The sequence below is a fragment of the Cognatitamlana onchidii genome (assembly GCF_004804355.1).
In the GTDB taxonomy this organism is placed as follows: Bacteria; Bacteroidota; Bacteroidia; order Flavobacteriales; family Flavobacteriaceae; genus Cognatitamlana; species Cognatitamlana onchidii.
The window spans coordinates 87034-107481 of record NZ_SRWZ01000007.1; the positions used below are offsets into that span (position 1 = coordinate 87034).

Annotated in this window: 15 protein-coding genes; 7 read left to right on the forward strand and 8 right to left on the reverse strand. The window is 35.9% G+C overall.

The genetic code is table 11. The features are described 5' to 3' along the window. Positions 1 to 14: 14 nt before the first annotated feature. Entirely contained in the window at positions 15 to 2762 is a 2748-nt protein-coding gene (locus E5D58_RS13225; RefSeq protein WP_136482547.1) for a hypothetical protein, read from the reverse strand. Next, positions 2759 to 5572 (reverse strand): hypothetical protein, encoded by a 2814-nt coding sequence (locus tag E5D58_RS13230; protein ID WP_136482549.1) that lies wholly within the window; start codon positions 5570 to 5572, stop codon positions 2759 to 2761. Before E5D58_RS13230 ends, E5D58_RS13225 begins: the two co-directional genes overlap by 4 nt. 132 nt (positions 5573 to 5704) lie before the next feature. Here E5D58_RS13230 and E5D58_RS13235 point away from each other — a divergent pair, with 132 nt between their 5' ends. Together E5D58_RS13235 and E5D58_RS13240 are read left to right on the forward strand one after the other, a co-directional pair. Next, the gene (locus E5D58_RS13235; protein WP_136482551.1) at positions 5705 to 6790 is read left to right on the forward strand and encodes a CNNM domain-containing protein; all 1086 of its coding nucleotides are present in this window, start codon (positions 5705 to 5707) and stop codon (positions 6788 to 6790) included. Next, complete coding sequence (locus E5D58_RS13240; protein WP_136482552.1) at positions 6790 to 7263, forward strand: methylated-DNA--[protein]-cysteine S-methyltransferase; 474 nt, start codon at positions 6790 to 6792, stop codon at positions 7261 to 7263. Before E5D58_RS13235 ends, E5D58_RS13240 begins: the two co-directional genes overlap by 1 nt. On the opposite strand, the gene E5D58_RS13245 is transcribed toward E5D58_RS13240, so the two are convergent. Then, positions 7260 to 7694: a cupin domain-containing protein gene (locus tag E5D58_RS13245; RefSeq protein ID WP_136482554.1), complete on the reverse strand. Its 435-nt coding sequence runs from the start codon at positions 7692 to 7694 to the stop codon at positions 7260 to 7262. The two genes, E5D58_RS13240 and E5D58_RS13245, sit on opposite strands and share 4 nt — an antisense overlap. A gap of 72 nt (positions 7695 to 7766) precedes the next feature. Between E5D58_RS13245 and E5D58_RS13250 the strand changes: the two genes are divergently transcribed. From E5D58_RS13250 to E5D58_RS13270, 5 genes are all read left to right on the forward strand, one after another. Continuing rightward, a complete protein-coding gene (locus E5D58_RS13250; protein ID WP_136482556.1) occupies positions 7767 to 8363 on the forward strand; it encodes a TetR/AcrR family transcriptional regulator in 597 nt (198 codons plus the stop codon). A 59-nt stretch (positions 8364 to 8422) separates the two neighbouring features. Next, positions 8423 to 9580: a serine hydrolase domain-containing protein gene (locus E5D58_RS13255; RefSeq protein ID WP_136482558.1), complete on the forward strand. Its 1158-nt coding sequence runs from the start codon at positions 8423 to 8425 to the stop codon at positions 9578 to 9580. A gap of 82 nt (positions 9581 to 9662) precedes the next feature. Beyond that, positions 9663 to 11882, forward strand: a complete 2220-nt coding sequence (locus E5D58_RS13260; protein ID WP_136482560.1) for a S41 family peptidase — start codon at positions 9663 to 9665, stop codon at positions 11880 to 11882. Next, positions 11879 to 12592 (forward strand): 3'-5' exonuclease, encoded by a 714-nt coding sequence (locus E5D58_RS13265; protein ID WP_136482561.1) that lies wholly within the window; start codon positions 11879 to 11881, stop codon positions 12590 to 12592. Before E5D58_RS13260 ends, E5D58_RS13265 begins: the two co-directional genes overlap by 4 nt. Positions 12593 to 12630: 38 nt before the next feature. Continuing rightward, entirely contained in the window at positions 12631 to 14310 is a 1680-nt protein-coding gene (locus E5D58_RS13270; RefSeq protein WP_136482563.1) for an ABC transporter ATP-binding protein, read from the forward strand. Between the two features lie 363 nt (positions 14311 to 14673). Here the strand turns inward: E5D58_RS13270 and E5D58_RS13275 are convergent, their stop codons facing one another. The 5 genes from E5D58_RS13275 to E5D58_RS13295 all read right to left on the reverse strand — a co-directional run bounded on the left by E5D58_RS13275 (position 14674) and on the right by E5D58_RS13295 (position 20374). Beyond that, the gene (locus E5D58_RS13275) at positions 14674 to 15327 is read right to left on the reverse strand and encodes a CoA transferase subunit B (protein WP_136482565.1); all 654 of its coding nucleotides are present in this window, start codon (positions 15325 to 15327) and stop codon (positions 14674 to 14676) included. 76 nt (positions 15328 to 15403) lie between these two features. Then, complete coding sequence (locus E5D58_RS13280; protein ID WP_136482567.1) at positions 15404 to 16108, reverse strand: CoA transferase subunit A; 705 nt, start codon at positions 16106 to 16108, stop codon at positions 15404 to 15406. Positions 16109 to 16237: 129 nt separating this feature from the next. Next, positions 16238 to 18586, reverse strand: coding sequence for a penicillin-binding protein 1A (locus tag E5D58_RS13285; protein ID WP_136482569.1), 2349 nt, complete (start codon positions 18584 to 18586; stop codon positions 16238 to 16240). 53 nt (positions 18587 to 18639) lie between these two features. Beyond that, positions 18640 to 19134 carry a gliding motility lipoprotein GldH gene (locus E5D58_RS13290; protein ID WP_136482571.1) on the reverse strand — a complete coding sequence of 165 codons (495 nt, stop codon included), beginning with the start codon at positions 19132 to 19134 and terminating at the stop codon, positions 18640 to 18642. After that, complete coding sequence (locus E5D58_RS13295) at positions 19121 to 20374, reverse strand: PSP1 domain-containing protein (protein ID WP_136482573.1); 1254 nt, start codon at positions 20372 to 20374, stop codon at positions 19121 to 19123. Before E5D58_RS13295 ends, E5D58_RS13290 begins: the two co-directional genes overlap by 14 nt. Positions 20375 to 20448: the final 74 nt, after the last annotated feature.

Sequence of the window (20448 nt, forward strand, 5' to 3'; positions counted from 1 at the left end):
GTGAAGTTAATATCTTAATTATTTTCCAATCTTTTTTCAACAGTATAAGAGGTTTCAAAATACCCAATTTTTCCATCTGGTGTAATAGCCTCTATAATGATGAGTTTGTCACCTATAATGTCATCATTGTAAAATTCCAGTTCAATGTCTCCTTTGTTATCGGTGAACAAAGAAGGTTCCCAGTGTAATACTGGTCGTAAATCTGGCATATCCCAATCTTCAGGTTTTAAGGTCTCGTATTTTGGTTGATAAAACTCGGGGGTAATTGAAAAACCGGAAAACTTTCCTCTAAAAATACCTTTTGCATATCGTAGAGCTTCCATTCCAATACTGCCATAGGTATATATACTTATAATAGCCATGTGTTGGGCACCAAGCACTCTTTTAGGCCTTTTTATAACTTCAACGCTTTTTATATTTTCGATGGTTAAATAGGGCAATAAAGTAATAGCTTCTTGACCAACCGGATAGCCATCCATATAATATAAAGTCGAATCTGCACTAGCAATATGTGCTAGTAGAAAGCTTCCCCCATTTGGTATTTGCACTACTCTAAATATAATATCATCTGGGAACTTAGTGCTAAGAAGGTCGTATAATCCAGACATCCATTTTTCTTCTCTCTCTTTGAGTTGTTCATTCTCAATGACGATATCTGGAGGTCCGTGGAGTTTAAACATTCTTTCGCGTTCTGGTGTTACGTTGTAGCCCGTTAATTCTACGGCATCCAACTCTACGGTGTTGTCGTCCAAATCGAACCCAGTTACGGCTTGTCTTTCTTGCTTTTTAATCTCTAAAAAGTCATTTATAATACTATCTGGGAGCGCTATTACTTCTTCTTTCTCATAGGTGATTTTAGGCGGGGGTATCGGTGCGTCTATCTTAATAGAATATTCTTTGGCTCGCCCTTTTTTGTTGGAAGATTGTATTATAACATCTAGCTTATCGCCATAAGGGTCAAATAAATCAAAAGCAAAATTACCAGTACTGTCCACTTCATGAGTATAAACTCTAGGTGGTTTACCCGAGGTCATTAAGATTAAATTCACGTCATTTTTAGGTACTTTGTTTTCATTCCAGATGGCACCCACCTTCCCAGAAACACGTAAGGCGGTTTCAGGTTGTATATCAAAAATAGGGTTTGCATCTTCAAAACTATACTTATAATTGCGCCAACCCTGTGTAAGCATAAGGGCTTCTATATCTCGTTTTCTGTATATGTTGTTATTGTTAAAGTAATGTGTGGGGTGCTCAATATGCCCTTTTAATTCTGAGTTTAATAAAAAATAGGATAGAATGTTACCTTTAAATTGCGCGGTTTGCGCTATTTGATTTTTATCTACAACTAAGGCGGAAAGATTTGCCTCAACTGGCCTGCCATCACTATTGGCAACATTAAACTTAAGAGCCGTTTTATCTCTCTGGCTGTAATATTGCCCTTCGGTTTCTTTAACAATATTTAAATTATCGGCTTCATTAAGATGAAAAAACAAACGCTCACACAATGGTGTTTTATGCTCACTTAGCAATGTAACATTAAGAATGCCTTGGGGTAATTTTTGTTTGGGTATCGAGGCATTATAAGGTGCATTGGATAATGATACTGGAAATTCCTTTAATATCTCACCTTTGGATTTAAGTTGTATCCAATAATCACGGGTGGTTTTAACCTTGGAAGTCATATTTATGTTCATGTAACTTGTTGTTTCCGTTATACCTAAAACGTGCCCTTCGGGATACACATTTGGGAGTTCAAACTTACAGGTGACATCATATTTAGAATTAATTTTACCATAATAAGTTTTGTGTAATTTTGGTGTAAAAAACACATAGCCCATACCTAGCTTATTGGTTTTAATCGGCACCACAATACTATCCTTTTCATCAACGATAACACCATTAATTTCTATACCCAAACCTCTATAGTTTAATGCCTTAAACGCAAGCTTACCGGCTAAGCCATCAATTAACTTCCCACTTTCAGGAAAAAACTGTAGGTCTATAAACGCTCTATCTATGGCGATGGTTTTGTCGTATGTTTTCTCTACCCTTGTTTGAAAGTTCTTTAGCTTGGTGTCCTCTAGTTTCATTTTTAGGTTTACCGAAACCGCATCTTCAGGGAGTACATATTGTAACTTGTAAAACCCATTTTCTCTTTTAATTTCTATGGTGTCTAAAAACGTTTCGGTTTTAATGTAAACCGTTACATCCTTTTTATAGTCGGGTTTTATAAGTTCTGGGAAAAGTTGGGCAAATACTTCGTGCTGGCCATCCTCTTCTTGATACAATGTTATGTTTTGTATGGGTGATGGCCGTGGGTTGCCATTGGCAGGAAGCAGGTTAACGTATTGCTTGAACATGAAATCCTCGCCAAAGTTTTTATTCCACGCTGTATAGGCCCTTATTAAATAGCGTCCGGGGGTATAGGTCTGTTCCAATTTAAAACCATTATCGGCCATTCCATTTACTAACTTCAACGTTTTTGTGGCTACAATGTCCTTATCAAAATCGATAAGTTCTACGTACAAAACACTACTTAGTCTTGTTGGTGCGTTTTTGGCGTCTGTTACTATGGCCTTAAACCAGATGGTTTCCTCGTTGGTAAATACAGAATTATTGAGTTGTAGGTATATTTTTTCGGCGTAAGAGGTTCTGGAAACTGTATTAGTAACAATAATAGTATCTTGTGCGTTTAATGAAGGAATTGAAGACAACACATGGTAAATACAAAATATAATCTTAAACGAGTGGAGCAGTTTCATCGGTAATTTTCGTTTTTCTCTTCTATACCGTATGTTGTTTCAGAATATCCAATTTTCCCATCAGGTGTAATGGTTTCAATTATGATGAGTTTGTCTCCAATACTATCGTCATTATAAAATTCAATTTGGGCTTTGCCCCTTTGGTTTGTGTATAACGAAGGCTCCCAGTGTAACAACGCTCGCAAATCTGGAATGTCCCAATCTTCGGGTTTTAAAACAGCGTATTTAGGGGCATAAAATTCTTTCTTCACAGATAACCCTGAAACTCTACCTTTATAGATGCCTTTAGTAGGCATAAGTGCTGAAATACCATTACTACCAAAGGTATATATACTAAGGACAGCTATGTTACTCATATTTGCTGCACTATCTCTCTCAAATGGATTCAATCTAGGATATGCCTCTCTTAGATAATCCACAAACATACCTTTGGGCCTTCTTAAAATCTCAACACTTTTAACACTTCTTACGGGCAAATAAGGTAAAAACTCATATTCTAAACCACTAACTACTTCTCCATCAATATAAACAAGTGTAAAATCTGCATTAACCACATGCGCGGCTTCAAAAGTTGATGCTCTCTCAAAGCCCATTCCCAACGTATCTGGGGGAATTCCAATGAGGTCTTCCATATACTTTACGCTTTTAAAAGCAATATCATCTGGAAATTTAGCTAAAAGAAGAGCGTATAATCCAGACATCCAGTCCTCTTCTTCTTTTTCAAGGGCTTCATTTTCTATGACAACATCAGGTGGTCCATGTAGTTTTAGTATTTTCTCACGTTCTGGTGTTAAATTATAACCCGTTAGTTCAACCGCATCCAGTGCAACGTGCTCACTAGAGAGTTTAAAATCCTTATTGGTTTCATACTCAGTAATACGGTGTTCTACAAAATCTTTATATACTTTTTTGCCGCTTAACATAGTTTCTTTAGCCTGAAAACTTACCTTGGGAGGATCTAACGGAGGGTCTAACCTAATATTGTAATTTTTTGGCAGCCCTTTTTTATTCGTTGCCTGAATAATAACATCAAGGTTATCAGCAAAATAATTATTTAAATTAAAAGTAAACTTCCCTAAGCTATCTGTAACCCTAGTTTGCGTACCAAACGAAGGTTTTGTAATCATGGTAAGATTAACTGGCTTTTTAGGTATTTTATTTTCGTTAAAAACAGCACCTACACGACCCGGAATCGACACATTAACTTCTGGTTGGTATTCAAAATCGGTTTGTTTATCTGGACTGTTATAAACATACTGTCGCCAACCTTGAGTTAGCATAAGCGCCTCAAGATCGCGCTTCCTGGTTGTATCAGCCGAGCTAAAGTAATAATTAGGGTTTTCTATAAACCCCTTTAGTTCAGAATTTAAAAGAAAACATGCCAGGATGTTAGGCTGGAGTTTCTGGTGTGAATTTAGTTTGTTTTTATCTATTACAAGTACAGAAAAATTTGCCTCAACGGGCTTGTTATTTTTATTAGAAACTGCTACGTTTAATGTCGTTTTATCGCGCTGCGCGTAAAACGTATTATCCGTCTCTGCCGATATGTTTAGTACCCTCTTTGTATTTAAATTAAAAAATAACCGCTCGCAACGTGGAGATTCATCTTCATCAAATAATCTAACACTAGAAATACCATGAGGAAGATCCATTTTATTTATGAAAACCTCATGCTCTCCGCCTTTTAGTTTAAAAGTATGCTCCTTAATTAAGACACCACGACTTTTTATCTGAAAATACAACCGACCAGAATTCTTGACATTGCTTTTAATAATCAATCTAAAAAAGTCTTGAGTTTCCATAACACTAAGCATATAACCTTCAGGCAAAACTTCGGGTAACGGATATTTATAAATAACATCCTGCTCTATTATTTTACCATAATAAGATTCACCAATACTTGGCTTGAAAAACGTATAACCCATTCCGAGTTTATTAGTTGAAAAAGATCCAGCTGCACTATCGGCTTCATCAACAATTTGCCCTTGCACGTACTCCCCCAACCCTTTGTAATTAATGGATTTATAGGCTATTTTATTTATAAACCCACCTATCATTTGTCCTCCTTCTGGAAAAAACTGTAAGTCTAAAAACTCTTGGTTTAGAGCAATCGTCCTGGAGTAAGTATTTATTGCTTTGCGCTTTCGATTTTTTAATTTAATATCTTCAAGTTTTATCTTAAGTTTTACCGAAACCAAATCTTTTGGGAGTTGGTAATTAAAAAGATACTCCTTATTATTTCTTTTAATTTGAACGGAGTCCAAAAGGCCTTCTGAATAAACGTATACGATTATATCCTTTTTGTATTCGTCTTTAATTTCTTCTGGAAAAACACTTGCGGACAGTCTAATTAGATTTTCTTTTGTTTCAGTAATTGTGATCTTCCTTATCACATCTCGGTTATTAATAGTTTCTAAATCAAGAATGTCTATGTATTGTTCATAAATAAAATCCTGTCCAAAATTACGATTCCACGTGGTATATGCTCTAACTAAATAACGACCGGAGGCCAAGGTATTACTTAATTTGAAAAATCCATCGGACAAGCCATTTTCTAGTTTAAGGGTTTTTGTCTCGAGAATATTCTTATCAAAATCAATAAGATCTACATATAAAACACCGCTTATTGATGAGGGTTTATTTAAGCTATTTGTTACTATGGCTTTAAACCAAATAGTCTCACCTGTTGTAAACATCGTATTGCTTAATTGAAGATATATTTTTTCGGCGTAGGATGATTTGGAAATCTTAGTATTCACATCGGCAACTTTTGTTTGTGCCAAACAAACCGTCACAAAGAGTGAACCCATTAGAACAATGATAGACTTCTTATTAAGCAAAATATTCTCTTTTTCCTTTAAATATAAGGATTAGTAGTCATACTTCGACCAATTTTTAGTTAAATTACTTTTGTAAATTAGCACCTTACTAAAACCTATTTAATGAGCGCATTAATTTTCTGGGCAACCATTTCTATTTTCTTTTCCTTTTTATGTTCTATTCTCGAAGCCGTTTTACTTAGTGTTACACCAACATTTATTAATGTAAAAAAACAAGAGGGAAAAGATTATGCTACTACTTTGGAAGAGTTAAAAAAAGATGTAGATAAACCATTAATTGCTATACTAACACTAAATACCATTGCGCATACTTTAGGTGCCATGATGGTGGGTATTGAAGCCGAAAAACTGCCCTATAAAATTGAACTCTGGGGTATTAATACCGTGGGCATTGTTTCGGCCATCATGACTTTTTTAATTTTAGTGGCTTCTGAAATAATTCCTAAAACCATTGGGGCTACCTACTGGAAAAGCTTGGCGAATTTTGCTTCCAAGACCTTAACTATTCTCATTTTTCCGTTAAAATGGACAGGGATTTTATGGCTGTTACAGCTTACAACAAAACTAATTGGAGGAAAAGGACATGGGAGTGTATTGAGTAGAGAAGGCTTTATGGCCATGACCGATATTGCGCATGAAGAAGGTGTTTTTCAAGAAAATGAAAGTAAGATTATTAAAAATTTGCTCACATTCAAAGAGGTCTTTGCTAAAGATGTCATGACTCCCAGAACCGTTATGGAAACTGAAGATGAAAACACTAGTGTTGAAGATTTTTTTAGACGAAATTTAAACCTTCGATTTTCTCGAATTCCAGTTTACACTAATAATCCAGACAATATCACGGGGCTTGTGCTTAAAGATGAAATCTTTAAGGAAATGGCACTCGATAATAACTCCAAAAAGTTAGCAGATCTAAAACGCCATATTATAGTAGTGAACAGAAGTCTTGCTATACCGATCTTATTTGAAAAATTGGTTGAAAGCAGGAATCATATGGCTTTAGTAGTAGATGAGTATGGCTCGGTAAGTGGACTGGTAACCATGGAAGATGTTATTGAAACCTTACTAGGGTTAGAAATCATGGACGAAAGCGATAGTGTTTCAGACCTGCAAGTCCTGGCCAGAAAAAGTTGGGAATCAAGAGCAAAAAAACTAGGCATATTTGATCCCGATTCATCAGAAAAGTAATGGAGACTTGTACCATTAACACACCTCTTGGGTTCGCAAAAATTGTTGGTGACATACATGGTATTTCTTCGGTTATTGTGCTCAATTCTGAAGAAATAATTACGGACATTATTCCTATTGAACTTGAAGATTGCGTTATTCAGCTTCAAGAGTATTTTGGTGGTAGTAGAAAACAATTCAATATAAAACTAAACCCTCAAGGCACCGATTTCCAGAAAAAAGTTTGGGAGCAGCTCAATCAAATTCCTTTTGGAAAAACCATCTCGTATCTTGAATTGTCTAAACAATTAGGAGACACCAAAGCCATACGCGCTGTTGCAAATGCCAACGGTAAAAACCCCATATGGATTATTACGCCTTGCCATCGTGTTATTGGCAGTGACGGTTCACTTACAGGTTATGCCGGAGGTTTACATAGAAAACAGTGGCTTCTCAATCATGAAAGCCCCTACAAGCAACAATCGCTGTTTTAGGTTTTAATTTGCATATCATAATTGGAAGCGGTCTTTATAACTTCATTAATGATACTTTCTGAAATAGATTTAGCTCGTGCATTTTCTATATCGGCCTGTATGCCAACGTTTTCAAAAAAACGTCTAAAGCCTTTTGGACTATGAATATTTACCCATTTACAGGGCTTGTCACTTACATTGCCAAAGGTATGAATGGTATTTTCAGGTAAATCAACGGTTTCTCCTGCCTTAACCACCCTAACTTCTCCTGAAACCATAAATTCCATTTCACCTTCAGTAATTAAAAAGCTCTCTTTTAAACCTGTATGAACATGCGGTGGTGGTCCCGGAACCCCTGCAGGTGTTTCTCCAAAGGCTAAATCATAATCGCCAGACGTATTATGCAATGTTACCTTGTGCCCCAAAACCCATTTTGTAACTGTATTTTTCATTTTATGAGATTTTTGTCTCACAAATATAAAATTTGTTTTTGAGTTTTCAAATTTTTATAAGACATTTGTCTCATGACCAATTCATCATTAAACACAGGACGCAGTAAACAAAAGCAACTCACCAGACAAAACATACTTCGTACAACACAAAAACTTCTAGAACAGCAAACACCATTAACCCTTGAGGAAGTCGCACAAGCCGCCGGAATTTCCCGAGCCACCATTTACCGGTACTTTTCAAATATTGATGTGCTTTATTCTGAAGCGAGTCTGGATTTAGTCACCCATTCCACAGCATCTATTTTTAAAGACATCGAGCATTTATCGGTGGTTGATCGTATTCTTCATATTCAATCTTATTTCAATAAACTGGCACTTCGTAATGAAATGGCATTCAGAACCTATTTAAGTATCTATCTAAAAGAATCGGAAACCGCAAAATCCACACGCGGATCAAGACGCACTGCTGCTCTAAAACTTGCCATTCAGCCATACAGGCATCAAATTCCGAAAAAAGATTACCAAAAACTCATTACGGTTGCGACCGCCTTAATGGGAATTGAACCTTTTGTCGTGGGTAAAGATGTGTGCGGATTAACTAGTGAAGAGACCGAAAAGCACCTCAATTGGGGCTTAAAAACCATTTTGGAAACAGTATTTAAACCTTAAAAGTCAAATCTTACTTTTACCATATTATTATTATATTTAGTACAGCTAAATATAAACCTATGACGTTCCTTAAAAAACATGTAAAATGGGTCGTAATTCTTATCGGCCTTGTTATTCTTGCATTATATATCACAGATACCGATTATCTTTTAAAAGCGGTAAGAACCATTTACCTTAACGGATATACCACTGCCTTTTTAGAAGATTACAAGTATTTTGACAATCAAATGGTTAACAACGCCGAGCCACAACCTTGGCCAATTCATAAAGATTATAACATCGTAAAAGAAACGGCAACCCTTGATTCCATTAATAATTCTAACGGAACCATCGCTTATGTGATTATTAAAAACGACAGTATTTGGTTTGAAAATTATTACGATGGTTTTAATGAAAACTCCAAAAGCAATTCGTTTTCTATAGCTAAAAGTTATGTGTCTGGACTCATGTTTAAAGCCATTGAGCAAGGTTATATCAAAGGGCTTGACCAACCTGTTAGTGACTTCCTACCTACCTTTAATGAAGGTTTAGCCGCTAAAATGACTGTTGGACACCTAAGCAGTATGGCTTCTGGAACCTCGTGGGACGAGCAGTATTATTCACCATTTTCTATTGTGACCAGAGCCTATTTTGATGACGACTTAGAAAAAGTCATGCTAGGTTTGGATGTGGTTACCGAGCCTGGGAAAAGCTTTAAATACTCAAGTGGCGACACCCAAATGCTAGCAATGGTTATTGAAAAGGCTACCGGGAAAAAACTTTATGACTATTTAACTGAAAGTTTTTGGAAACCTTTAGGATGTGAAAACCCAACCCTTTGGCAAGTTGACAGTGAAGCCCACGATTTGGTAAAAGCCTACTGTTGTATTGCCAGTAACGCCAAAGATTTTGCCCGTTTCGGAAAACTGTACAAAGACCACGGCAAATGGAATAACAAACAAGTTTTAGACTCCACAGCTGTGGCTAAATCCGTAACACCTGTGTATCCTGATGGCGACATGTACGGTTACGGTATGTGGTTAAAAACAATTGGCGCCAAAAACTTTTTTATGATGCGTGGTCATTTGGGGCAATACGTAATTGTTGAACCAACTGACAATGTGATTATTGTTCGTTTAGGGCATTCCAAAGGAAATGATGAAAAAGTTGGTGAATTTACAACGGATATTTTCACGTACATTGAAGAGGCTTATAACATGTTGAACTCCAAATCTTAAAATTTTGTTATTTAACAAACAATCTTATTGTAAGAAAATATTTTATTTTTAATTTGATTGAAACGGCATCAATCAATCCTTTATGAACAAGACAATTATATTTCTCTTTCCATTACTTATAAACTTCTTTGCGCCTGCGCAAAACCCTCATAATTTAGATTTTGAAGAATATAGCTACCATTTGAAATTACCTAAAAAATGGTTTATCTGGGGCAATTATATTATAGGTGCGGATACGCTTCATGCGCATTCTGGAAAATATTCTGGAAAAATTACTTCAAACAAAACAGAAGATTCTTTTGGAAGTATAGCATATCGCATCCCCGTAACTTACGAAGGAAAATCTATTCGTCTTGAAGGCTATATGAAAACCAAAGATGTCAAAAATGGCTTTGCTGGATTGCTACTAAGAATAGATGGCAAAGATAAAATGTTAGGTTTTGACAATATGAAAAATCAAAATATTCATGGTACCAATGACTGGCATAAATATTCCATTACATTACCATTTCCTGAGGAAGCTGAAAGAATATATATAGCAGGAATTTTAGTAGGCAAAGGAGAAGCCTGGTTTGATGATTATGAATTAACTATAGACGGCAAAAACATTCAAACCCTAAAAGAAAAAGAGGAGTCCATTTATAAGGCCGATTTGGATAAAGAATTTGATTCTGGTTCGCAAATTAGTTTTCCTGCACTTGATGAAAACCTTGTTGGTAATTTAGACCTTTTAGGTAAAGTCTGGGGGTTCTTAAAATACTATCATCCAGCTGTTGGAGCAGGTGAATACAATTGGGATTATGAATTATTTAGAATACTCCCAAAATATCTGAATTCTAAAAACGACTCTGAAAGAGATGTAATTCTTGTTAATTGGATTAATACTTTAGGGGAAGTTAAACCCTGTAAATCATGTAAAGATACACCAACTGATGCCGTTTTAAAACCTGACTTAACTTGGATTGATAATAACTCATTATCGAACTCATTAATTTCAAAACTAAAATATATTCAAAAAAACAGACACCAAGGAAACCATTACTATATTGGCATGACTACTAAGGTAGGGAATTCAGAGTTTAAAAATGAAAATCCATATTCAAATATGGCCTTCCCAGATTCTGGATTTCGTCTTTTAGCATTATATCGATATTGGAATATGATGCAATATTTTAATCCGAACAGGCGCTTAACGGATAAAAATTGGAACGATGTGCTATCAGCCTACATTCCAAAATTCATTAATGCTAAAACGGAACTCGAATATGAACTAACCTTGATACAAGTAATTGGTGAAGTAAACGATACGCATGCCAATTTATCGGGCGACCGTGATAAAGTTGAGAAACATCGTGGATTTTATTTCCCTCCCGTTCATTTACGCTTTATAGAAAACAAATTAATAGTTGATGACTATTTCAACCCAGAAATGAAACCTGAAATAGGTTTAGAAATAGGAGATGTTATCACCCATGTTAACCAGAAACCTATTGAAGATATTTTAAAAGAAAACCACGATTTCTACCCAGCATCAAACCAATCAGCGCGCCTTCGTGACATGTCACATGATATCTTAAGGTCTAAATCTAAAACAATAAATATAACTTATCTCAGAAATAAACAGTCATTTACTAAAGAACTACAATTATTCAAAAAAGCAGACTTAAACTACTATACTTGGTATAGGTATGAAATTGGTGGCGAAAGCTATAAAATGCTTGACCATAATATTGGTTATATAACCCTTAAAAACATCAGAGTTCCTGAAGTCAGGATAATCAGAAAGGAATTTATCGACACCCAAGGTATCATTGTTGATATTCGAAATTATCCTGCGAAATTTATGCCTTTTGTTTTGGGCTCCTTTTTTACTTCAAAACCCAGTCCATTCGTTAAATTTACAATTGGAAACGTGAATAATCCTGGAGAATTTTCCTTTGGAAAAACATTGTCTATCACTCCAGAAGAAACCTGCTACAAAGGAAAAGTTGTAGTTTTAGTTAATGAGCTATCCCAAAGTCAAGCAGAATACACAGCCATGGCTTTTAGAGCGGGTGATAATGTGACCATTATGGGAAGTACAACTGCAGGAGCAGATGGAAACGTATCCAATATTCCTCTACCTGGAGGTTTAAGCACTAGGATTTCGGGTATAGGTGTTTATTACCCAGACGGAAGAGAAACACAGCGCGTTGGTATTGTTCCAGATGTAGAGGTAAAACCAACTATTATAGGAATAAAACAAGGTAGAGATGAAGTTTTAGAAAAAGCTATAGAATACTTTAATGATTCAAAACAATGATTAACAAACTACACCTTGAAAACATTTTGTTTCTAGATATTGAAACGGTTCCGGAGGTTCAGCATTTTTCCGAATTAAACGGAACCAAACAAGCACTTTGGGACACCAAATCGAAGTACCAACGCAAAGACGATTATACAGCTGAAGAGTTTTACGAACGGGCTGGTATTTGGGCCGAATTTGGTAAAATAGTTTGTATTTCGGTGGGCTATTTTAATATTCAAAACGATTTAAAACGCTTTAGAGTGACCTCATTTTATGGCGATGAAATTGCGATTTTAAAAGATTTTAAAAATCTACTAGCCACCCATTTTAACCAAACCAAACACTTACTGTGTGCTCATAATGGAAAAGAGTTTGACTTTCCGTACATCGCACGGCGTATGATTATTCATAATATAGAATTGCCTCCTAAACTGAATCTGTTTGGAAAAAAACCTTGGGAAGTGCCCCATCTAGACACCTTAGAATTATGGAAATTTGGCGATTATAAAACCTACACCTCTTTAAAACTTTTAACCAACGTTCTAGGCATTCCTTCTCCCAAAGATGATATTGATGGCAGTGAAGTATGCCGCGTATTTTATGAAGAAAACGATATTGACAGAATCATAACTTATTGCGAGAAAGACACCATTGCTGTAGCTCAGATATTTTTGAGACTTCGTGGCGATGACTTGTTGACTGATGATGATATTATGCATATATAGTTCTTGCCATAGGAGTTAAGAAAAAGTAAATTTGCAACATGAACAATCACCCAATATTAAAAGTAGAAAACCTATCCATCGCATTTGGCGAACATGAGGTTATTCACGGTATTTCGTATCATTTGAATAAGAATGAAATCTTGGGGATTGTTGGCGAATCGGGTTCGGGAAAATCGGTATCCTCGTTAGCCATCTTAGGTCTGCTTCCAAAGAATATTTCGAAAATTACTTCTGGTAGTATTGCATTTCTGGGTAAAGATTTGGCAACGCTCTCAAATAAGGAATTTCAAAAAATTAGAGGAAAAAAAATCGCCATGATTTTTCAAGAACCTATGAGCTCCTTAAACCCATCTATGACCTGTGGCGCGCAAGTACTTGAAATTTTATTAAATCACACCAGGATCAATAAAAAAGAAGGAATAAGCGAAACCATATTATTATTTGAAAAAGTAAAACTCCCAAACCCAGAACGTGTTTTTAATGCATATCCTCATGAAATCTCTGGAGGACAAAAACAACGTGTCATGATTGCTATGGCTATTGCCTGCAAACCAGATGTTTTAATTGCCGACGAACCAACAACAGCCCTAGATGTAACAGTTCAGAAGGAAATTATTGAGCTTTTAAAAGAGCTTCAAAGCATTACAAAAATGAGCATTGTGTTTATCACTCACGATCTTGCACTAATTTCTGAAATTGCAGATAGCGTTTTAGTGATGTATAAAGGGCACATTGTCGAGCAAGGTTCTGTAAGCACCATTTTTAAGACCCCTAAACATAACTACACAAAAGCCTTAATTAATTCCAGACCTTCTTTAAACACAAGATTAAAAACCTTACCTACCATTCAAAACTTTTTAGAAGACGACATTAAAACGGAAGTAATTACTAAAGAGAACCGCCAAACCAGACATAAGGAATTGTATAATGGTACGCCTCTTCTTGAAGTTGTTAATATTGAAAAAGAATACCTATCGAAATCGGGCTTATTTGGAAAACCTACGTCATTTAAGGCTGTTAATAATTTAAGCTTCAAGCTATTTGAAGGTGAAACTTTGGGTCTTGTTGGAGAGTCTGGCTGCGGAAAATCAACCTTAGGCAATGCCATTTTACAATTGGATAAAGCCACGGCTGGTAAAATCTTATACCAAGGCGTTGATATTACCAAGCTTTCTAAAACAGAAACTAGAAAGCTAAGAAAAGACATTCAAATAATTTTTCAAGACCCATATTCTTCGCTTAACCCAAGAATTCCAATTGGTCAAGCCATTATGGAGCCTATGAAGGTTCATGGGCTTTATCAGACCGATTCGAATAGAAAGGAAAAGGCTATTGGTTTATTAGAACAAGTCGGTTTATCTGAAGAACATTTCAACAGATATCCACATGAGTTTTCAGGTGGCCAGAGGCAGCGTGTTGGCATTGCTAGAACCATTGCTTTAAACCCAAAACTGATTGTTTGTGACGAATCTGTATCGGCCTTAGACATATCTGTTCAAGCGCAAGTTTTAAACCTGCTTAACGAGCTAAAAAACAGCTTTAAATTCACTTATATTTTTATCTCTCATGACTTAGCTGTTGTAAAATATATGTCTGATCAATTATTAGTTATGAATAAAGGACAAATTGAAGAATTGGATGATGCCGATACCATTTACAACCATCCTAAAAAAGCCTATACCAAAAAACTGATTGATGCCATACCAAAGGGGCTATAAAAAAAGGTCATTTTTATTTAAATAAAAATGACCTTTTTAAAAACTAAACTATCTAAATATAATTAAAGCATAAATATCTTTTTAGTTAGATAGTACAAACTTCTAAAAAACTGCAAATTCTCCTTTAAGGTCTCTTTGAATTTGCTCTCTTCGTTCGTAGGTAGTTCAGGTAGATTTGTGGCAATATTCATAGATTTAAAAGTTTATGGCAGATTTTAAAAAATCTTAGGTTACTTGTTTTTTGGGAGTACTAATATCGAATTTATTTTCAATTTAATCGTTAAAAAACATATTAATTCGATGAAATGTTTATTTATTTAACATTTAGCCCTTATTTCATCGAAACCACACCTACTTTTTTACTTACAGAACCATTTCAGGAATAGTGCCTTCAACAATTAAACGGCCTTCAGTCGCATTCCTAATATCGTCCACACTTACGCCTGGTGCCCGTTCCAACAGTTTAAAACCCCTTGGAGTAACTTCTAGCACAGCCATGTTGGTTACCACTTTTTTTACGCAGCCCACTCCCGTTAACGGAAGCGAACATTTCTTTAAGAGTTTTGAGGCCCCTCGTTTATTAGTATGCATCATGGCCACAATAATATTTTCTGCACTCGCCACTAAATCCATTGCACCTCCCATTCCCTTAACCATCTTCCCTGGAATTTTCCAATTGGCAATATCGCCGTTTTCAGCAACCTCCATAGCGCCTAATATGGTAAGATCAACATGCTGTCCTCTTATCATTGAAAAGCTTAGTGCAGAATCAAAAAAACTTGCTCCAGGTAAGGTTGTAATAGTTTGCTTTCCTGCATTAATAATATCGGCATCCTCTTCACCCTCAAAGGGGAAAGGCCCCATTCCTAAAACCCCATTTTCACTTTGAAATTCAACCTCAATATCATGCCTTACGTAATTTGCTACTAACGTTGGAATACCAATTCCTAAGTTCACATAATAACCATCCTGAACTTCTTTTGCTATACGCTTAGCAATACCATTTTTATCTAACATTTCTTTTGGTTTATACAGTTACAACATATAAAAGCTTATATCCTAGTTCTTTTTTTGGGGTAAAACCATAGCCGCTTTAAGTACTTTTTTGTCTTACAGTACGCTGTTCAATTCGTTTTTCATAAACAGCTCCCTGAAAAATACGTTTAACAAATATTCCAGGAATATGAATTTGATTAGGATCTAACTCCCCTAAAGGTACAAGCTCCTCAACCTCAGCAACTGTAATTTTAGCAGCTCCGCACATATTTGGATTGAAATTCCTTGCTGTTCCTTTAAAAATAAGATTACCTGCTTCATCACCTTTCCAGGCTTTTACAAACGCAAAATCGGCTTTAAAAGCATGTTCTAAAACATACATTTTCCCATCAAATTCACGAGTTTCTTTACCTTCAGCTACTTCGGTACCATAACCAGCTGGTGTATAAATTGCTGGAAAACCTGCCTGTGCAGCTCTACATCGTTCGGCCAAAGTACCTTGAGGAATAAGTTCTACTTCCAATTCCCCAGAGAGCATTTGACGCTCAAATTCATCATTCTCACCCACGTATGACGAAACCATTTTTTTTATTTGTTTTTGCTGTAATAACAACCCCAAACCAAAATCATCAACTCCTGCATTATTAGAAATACATGTAAGTCCGCTCACCCCAAGTTTTACCAATTGTGCAATGGCATTTTCGGGAATACCGCTAAGACCAAAACCACCAAGCATGAATGTCATATTATTAGTAACGCCTATAAGAGCTTCTTCAACGCTAGACACTTTCTTATTTATCATTATTATTCAGTTTATGCTGTCTAAATTTACGAATAATTGAATAATTTGTTCTAAACAATAACAATTTAAAAAACCATTCTTTAATTAAAGAATGGTTTTCAATATTTTAGAAAGTACCCTAGATTTTTTTTAAAAGTCTAGCTCTGGGAGATCATCCTCGAGCGTATTATTATCGATATCTTCAGGATTATCACTGCCCGAGCAATCCACACGAATAGAAAGGTTCTCTGGCGCTTCAAACTCGGCTTTAGATATATTTAAAGTTTCATCGGTATAACAGCTTTTCATGTATACGCCCCAAATAGGTAATGCCATAGCTGCTCCTTGTCCGTAGGTAATGGATTTAAAATGAGCCGCTCTATCTTCTGCTCCAACCCAAACCCCTGTTACTAAATTTGGCACCATACCCATAAACCAACCATCACTTTGGTTTTGCGTGGTTCCTGTTTTTCCAGCAATAGGGTTTTCAAACTCATAAGGGTAGCCTGTTATTATTTCTCTATAATCTACTCTTACCTTATCTCTGCCCCTTCCTCTTAACCTCGCTCCTGAACCAGACTGTGTAACCCCTTCCATAAGTTTAACTGCAACATAAGCTGTTTCTGCACTTAAAACATCTCTGGTTTCTGGCTTAAACTGGTACAAAATAGTACCGTTTTTATCTTCGATACTTGTAACCATAACGGGTTTCGTATAAACACCTTGATTAGCAAACGTTGAATAGGCTCCCACCATTTCGTAAACACTAATTTCAGATACCCCTAAAGCAATTGCAGGAACGGGAAGAATCTCTGACTCAATTCCCAATTTTTTTGCCAAATTTACTACCGGTTGTGGCCCTACTTTATCAATTAATCTGGCCGTAATGGTATTGACAGAGTTTGCAAGCGCATTTTTTAAGGTTCTAGTACCACCATAATCATTTTCACCATTCGAATTTCTTGGACACCATTCCTCTGGGTTACCAAACTTATTGGCCTCTATACAAAAAGGGGTGTCGGGAAATTCATCACAAGGAGAAAAGTGTAATTGATCGATGGCTGTGGCATAAACCAAAGGTTTAAAGGTTGAACCTATTTGACGTTTACCTTGCTTTACCATATCATACTGAAAATGCCTATAATTCATACCTCCAACCCAAGCTTTAACATGCCCTGTTTGCGGATCCATAGACATCATGCCCGTTCTTAGAAACATTTTATAGTACCGCATAGAGTCTATGGGTTTAAGTATGGTATCAATCTCTGAAGGCTTCCCATCTTTCCATGCAAAAACAGACATCTTAACAGGCTTATAAAAAGATTCTTCAATTTCTTTATTAGACTTTTTAAGATCGTACTTCATATGCCGCCAGCGTTCTGATTGTTTCATGGATCGATTCATAAGCGCCTTAATCTCTTCCTGATCTAAATCCAAAAATGGTGCCGTTGGATTTCGTTTAGGTGTATTTTGATTAAAAAACTCGGCTTGTAACCTAGGCATATGCTGCTGCACTGCATCTTCCGCGTACTGCTGCATGCGAGAGTCTATAGTGGTGTATATTTTTAGCCCATCGTTATACAAATTCCATTTTGAACCATCAGGCTTTGGGTTCTTTTTAATCCAATCTTTCATAAAACCGTCCAAATACCCCCTAAAATAAGTGGCAATACCTTCGCGATGTGACTCTGGTGAATAGTTTAAATCTAAATCTGTTGCTTGAAGAGAATCTTTTAGGTGTTCATCTATAAAATCATACTTATACATTTGAGCCAAAACTACATTGCGTCTTTCTTTCACCAATTCAGGTCGCCTTCTCGGATTAAAAAGTGATGAATTCTTAAACATTCCCACTAACATAGCGGCTTCTTTCAACTCTAGATCTCTTGGTTCTTTGCCAAAGTATATTTTGGCCGCACTTCTAATACCATCAGCATTATTCAAAAAATCATAAATATTAAAATACTGTGCAATAATCTCTTCTTTGGTGTATTGACGCTCTAATCGAATGGCTATAACCCATTCTTTTAGTTTTTGAAGCACACGTTCAACAATATTTTTTGATCCTTCCCCGTGAAACAATTGTTTCGCTAGTTGCTGAGAAATAGTACTTGCTCCACCTCCACTTCCTAGTTTAACAGCTGCCCTTAATGTACCACGAGCATCAATACCCGAATGTTCATAAAATCTAGCATCCTCGGTTGCAATCAATGCCTCTACAAGATATTCTGACAATTCATCATAGCTAACAGGTGTTCTATTATCATTAAAGTAAAACTTCCCTAAAGTTTTTCCATCTGAAGAAATAATTTCGGTAGCTAAATTCGTTTTTGGATTCTCTAATTGGGTATGATCTGGCATTTCACCAAAAGCACCCCAAGAAGCTAATAAAAACAGTAGTGCTACACATAAAATTGCTCCTGAGAAGATAATCCAAAACCAACGTATATATTTTGAAAAGTCTTGAACCGCTTTTGTGTCTTTTTTTGCTTTAGCCATAGTATAAGTCTCTTAAGTTAAAGGTAGCCTTAAGTTTTTAAAAGTTCCGTTGGTTATTTTTGCGTTAGGGTTTCAATTCTAAATCCAACATCGGTAATGCCCTCCAACTCTATAACCCCATTCACCTTTCCTTGCTCCCTCATGGCATGTTGAATGTTTACAGTATATTCGCCTAGTTCATTAAACACAACCTGTTCTTTATACCATAACTTGTTTTCTTTTATATCTGTGTAACCCGTTCCAAGAAGTTTTCCACTAGGCTCTGCCATTTTATATTCTAGAGTATCCTTAACGGTTTTACCATGAGGAAAAACCATTTCAACTATTAGGAATAAATTGTTGTACTTATAAGCATTGGTGTTTCTTAGATTTACAAATAGATTGTAAGGGTTTATTGAATCGGGAGGGGTTAGATTAAAACTTATTATAGAATCTTTATGCCATTTTTCTGGAACCGATTTATATTTATCGAAAACTTGATTGGAATCGCAACCAACAAGCATAAAACAACCTATCAAAAAAAATAACAAGACTCTATTTTGTAGCATTCTTTTTGTTTTGAGGTTTTCTTTTTTTGTTTCTATTTCTATTTTTTGGTTTAGGGGTTGCAGCAGTAGTTGTCTTGTTTTTATTAGACTCCGTGCTTTTATTTTTTTGATTCCCTTTCCTTCTATTATTTCTACGTTTTTTATTACGTTTTGGACCATCAAAACGTGTTAAACTATCTTGACCTACAACGTTTTCAAACTCAGTTTTAGTATCTTCAACCAAATCCGATGCGTATTCTTCAAGACTAGCAATTTTCTTTTTTATTTTGTTGAGTTCTATAATTTCATTGGCCTGAACCGTGGTAATCTTATGCCAATTCATCCACTCTCCTTCATAAGCATACCACATATGGCCTTTGAAAATATCTGTTTTTTGGCATACAGCAGTTCCTTTTTCTGTATAGAGTTTGGTATCTGTTTTCGGGAAATCTTTTAAGGCATCAAGATAAGTGTCTAGCTCATAATTTAAACAGCATTTTAGTTTCCCACATTGCCCTGCCAGTTTTTGAGGATTTAATGATAACTGCTGATATCTTGCTGCCGAGGTGCTTACCGAACGAAAATCTGTTAACCACGTAGAGCAGCATAACTCTCTTCCACAGGATCCTATACCCCCAAGTCTTGCCGCCTCTTGACGAAACCCAACTTGCTTCATTTCAATACGGGTTCTAAACTCTCGAGCAAACACCTTTATTAATTCTCTAAAATCAACACGTTCTTCTGCAGTGTAATAAAACGTAGCCTTACTGGCATCTCCCTGAAATTCAATATCTGAAATTTTCATTTGAAGCTTGAGATCGATGGCAAACTGGCGCGCTTTTACCTTCATAGGCTCTTCTCTGTCCCGAGCTTTTTGCCAAATATCGATGTCTTTTTGAGAAGCTTTTCTATAAATCTTTAAGGCTGCTTCAGTATCTTCTGATATATTTTTGCGCTTCATTTGGATACGCACCAACTCTCCTGTAAGAGTTACCATACCAATATCATGACCTGCTTTTGCTTGTGTAGCAACAATATCACCGATGCTTAAGGTTAAATTTTCAGTATTGTGGTAATATTCTTTTCTACCATTTTTATACCGTACCTCAACCCAGTTATAAGGTTTTTCACCACTAGGAAGAGACATATTCGATAACCAATCGAAAACGGTTAATTTATTGCAACTGTCTGTTCCACAAGTACCATTATTCTTGCAACCCTTTGGAGAGCCGTCTTTTGTTGAGCAACTTGCGCAAGCCATATTTTATATATTGAATTCGTTAATAATTATATTATTACGAATGAAGATTCATACTGTTTTATAATCTGTAAATA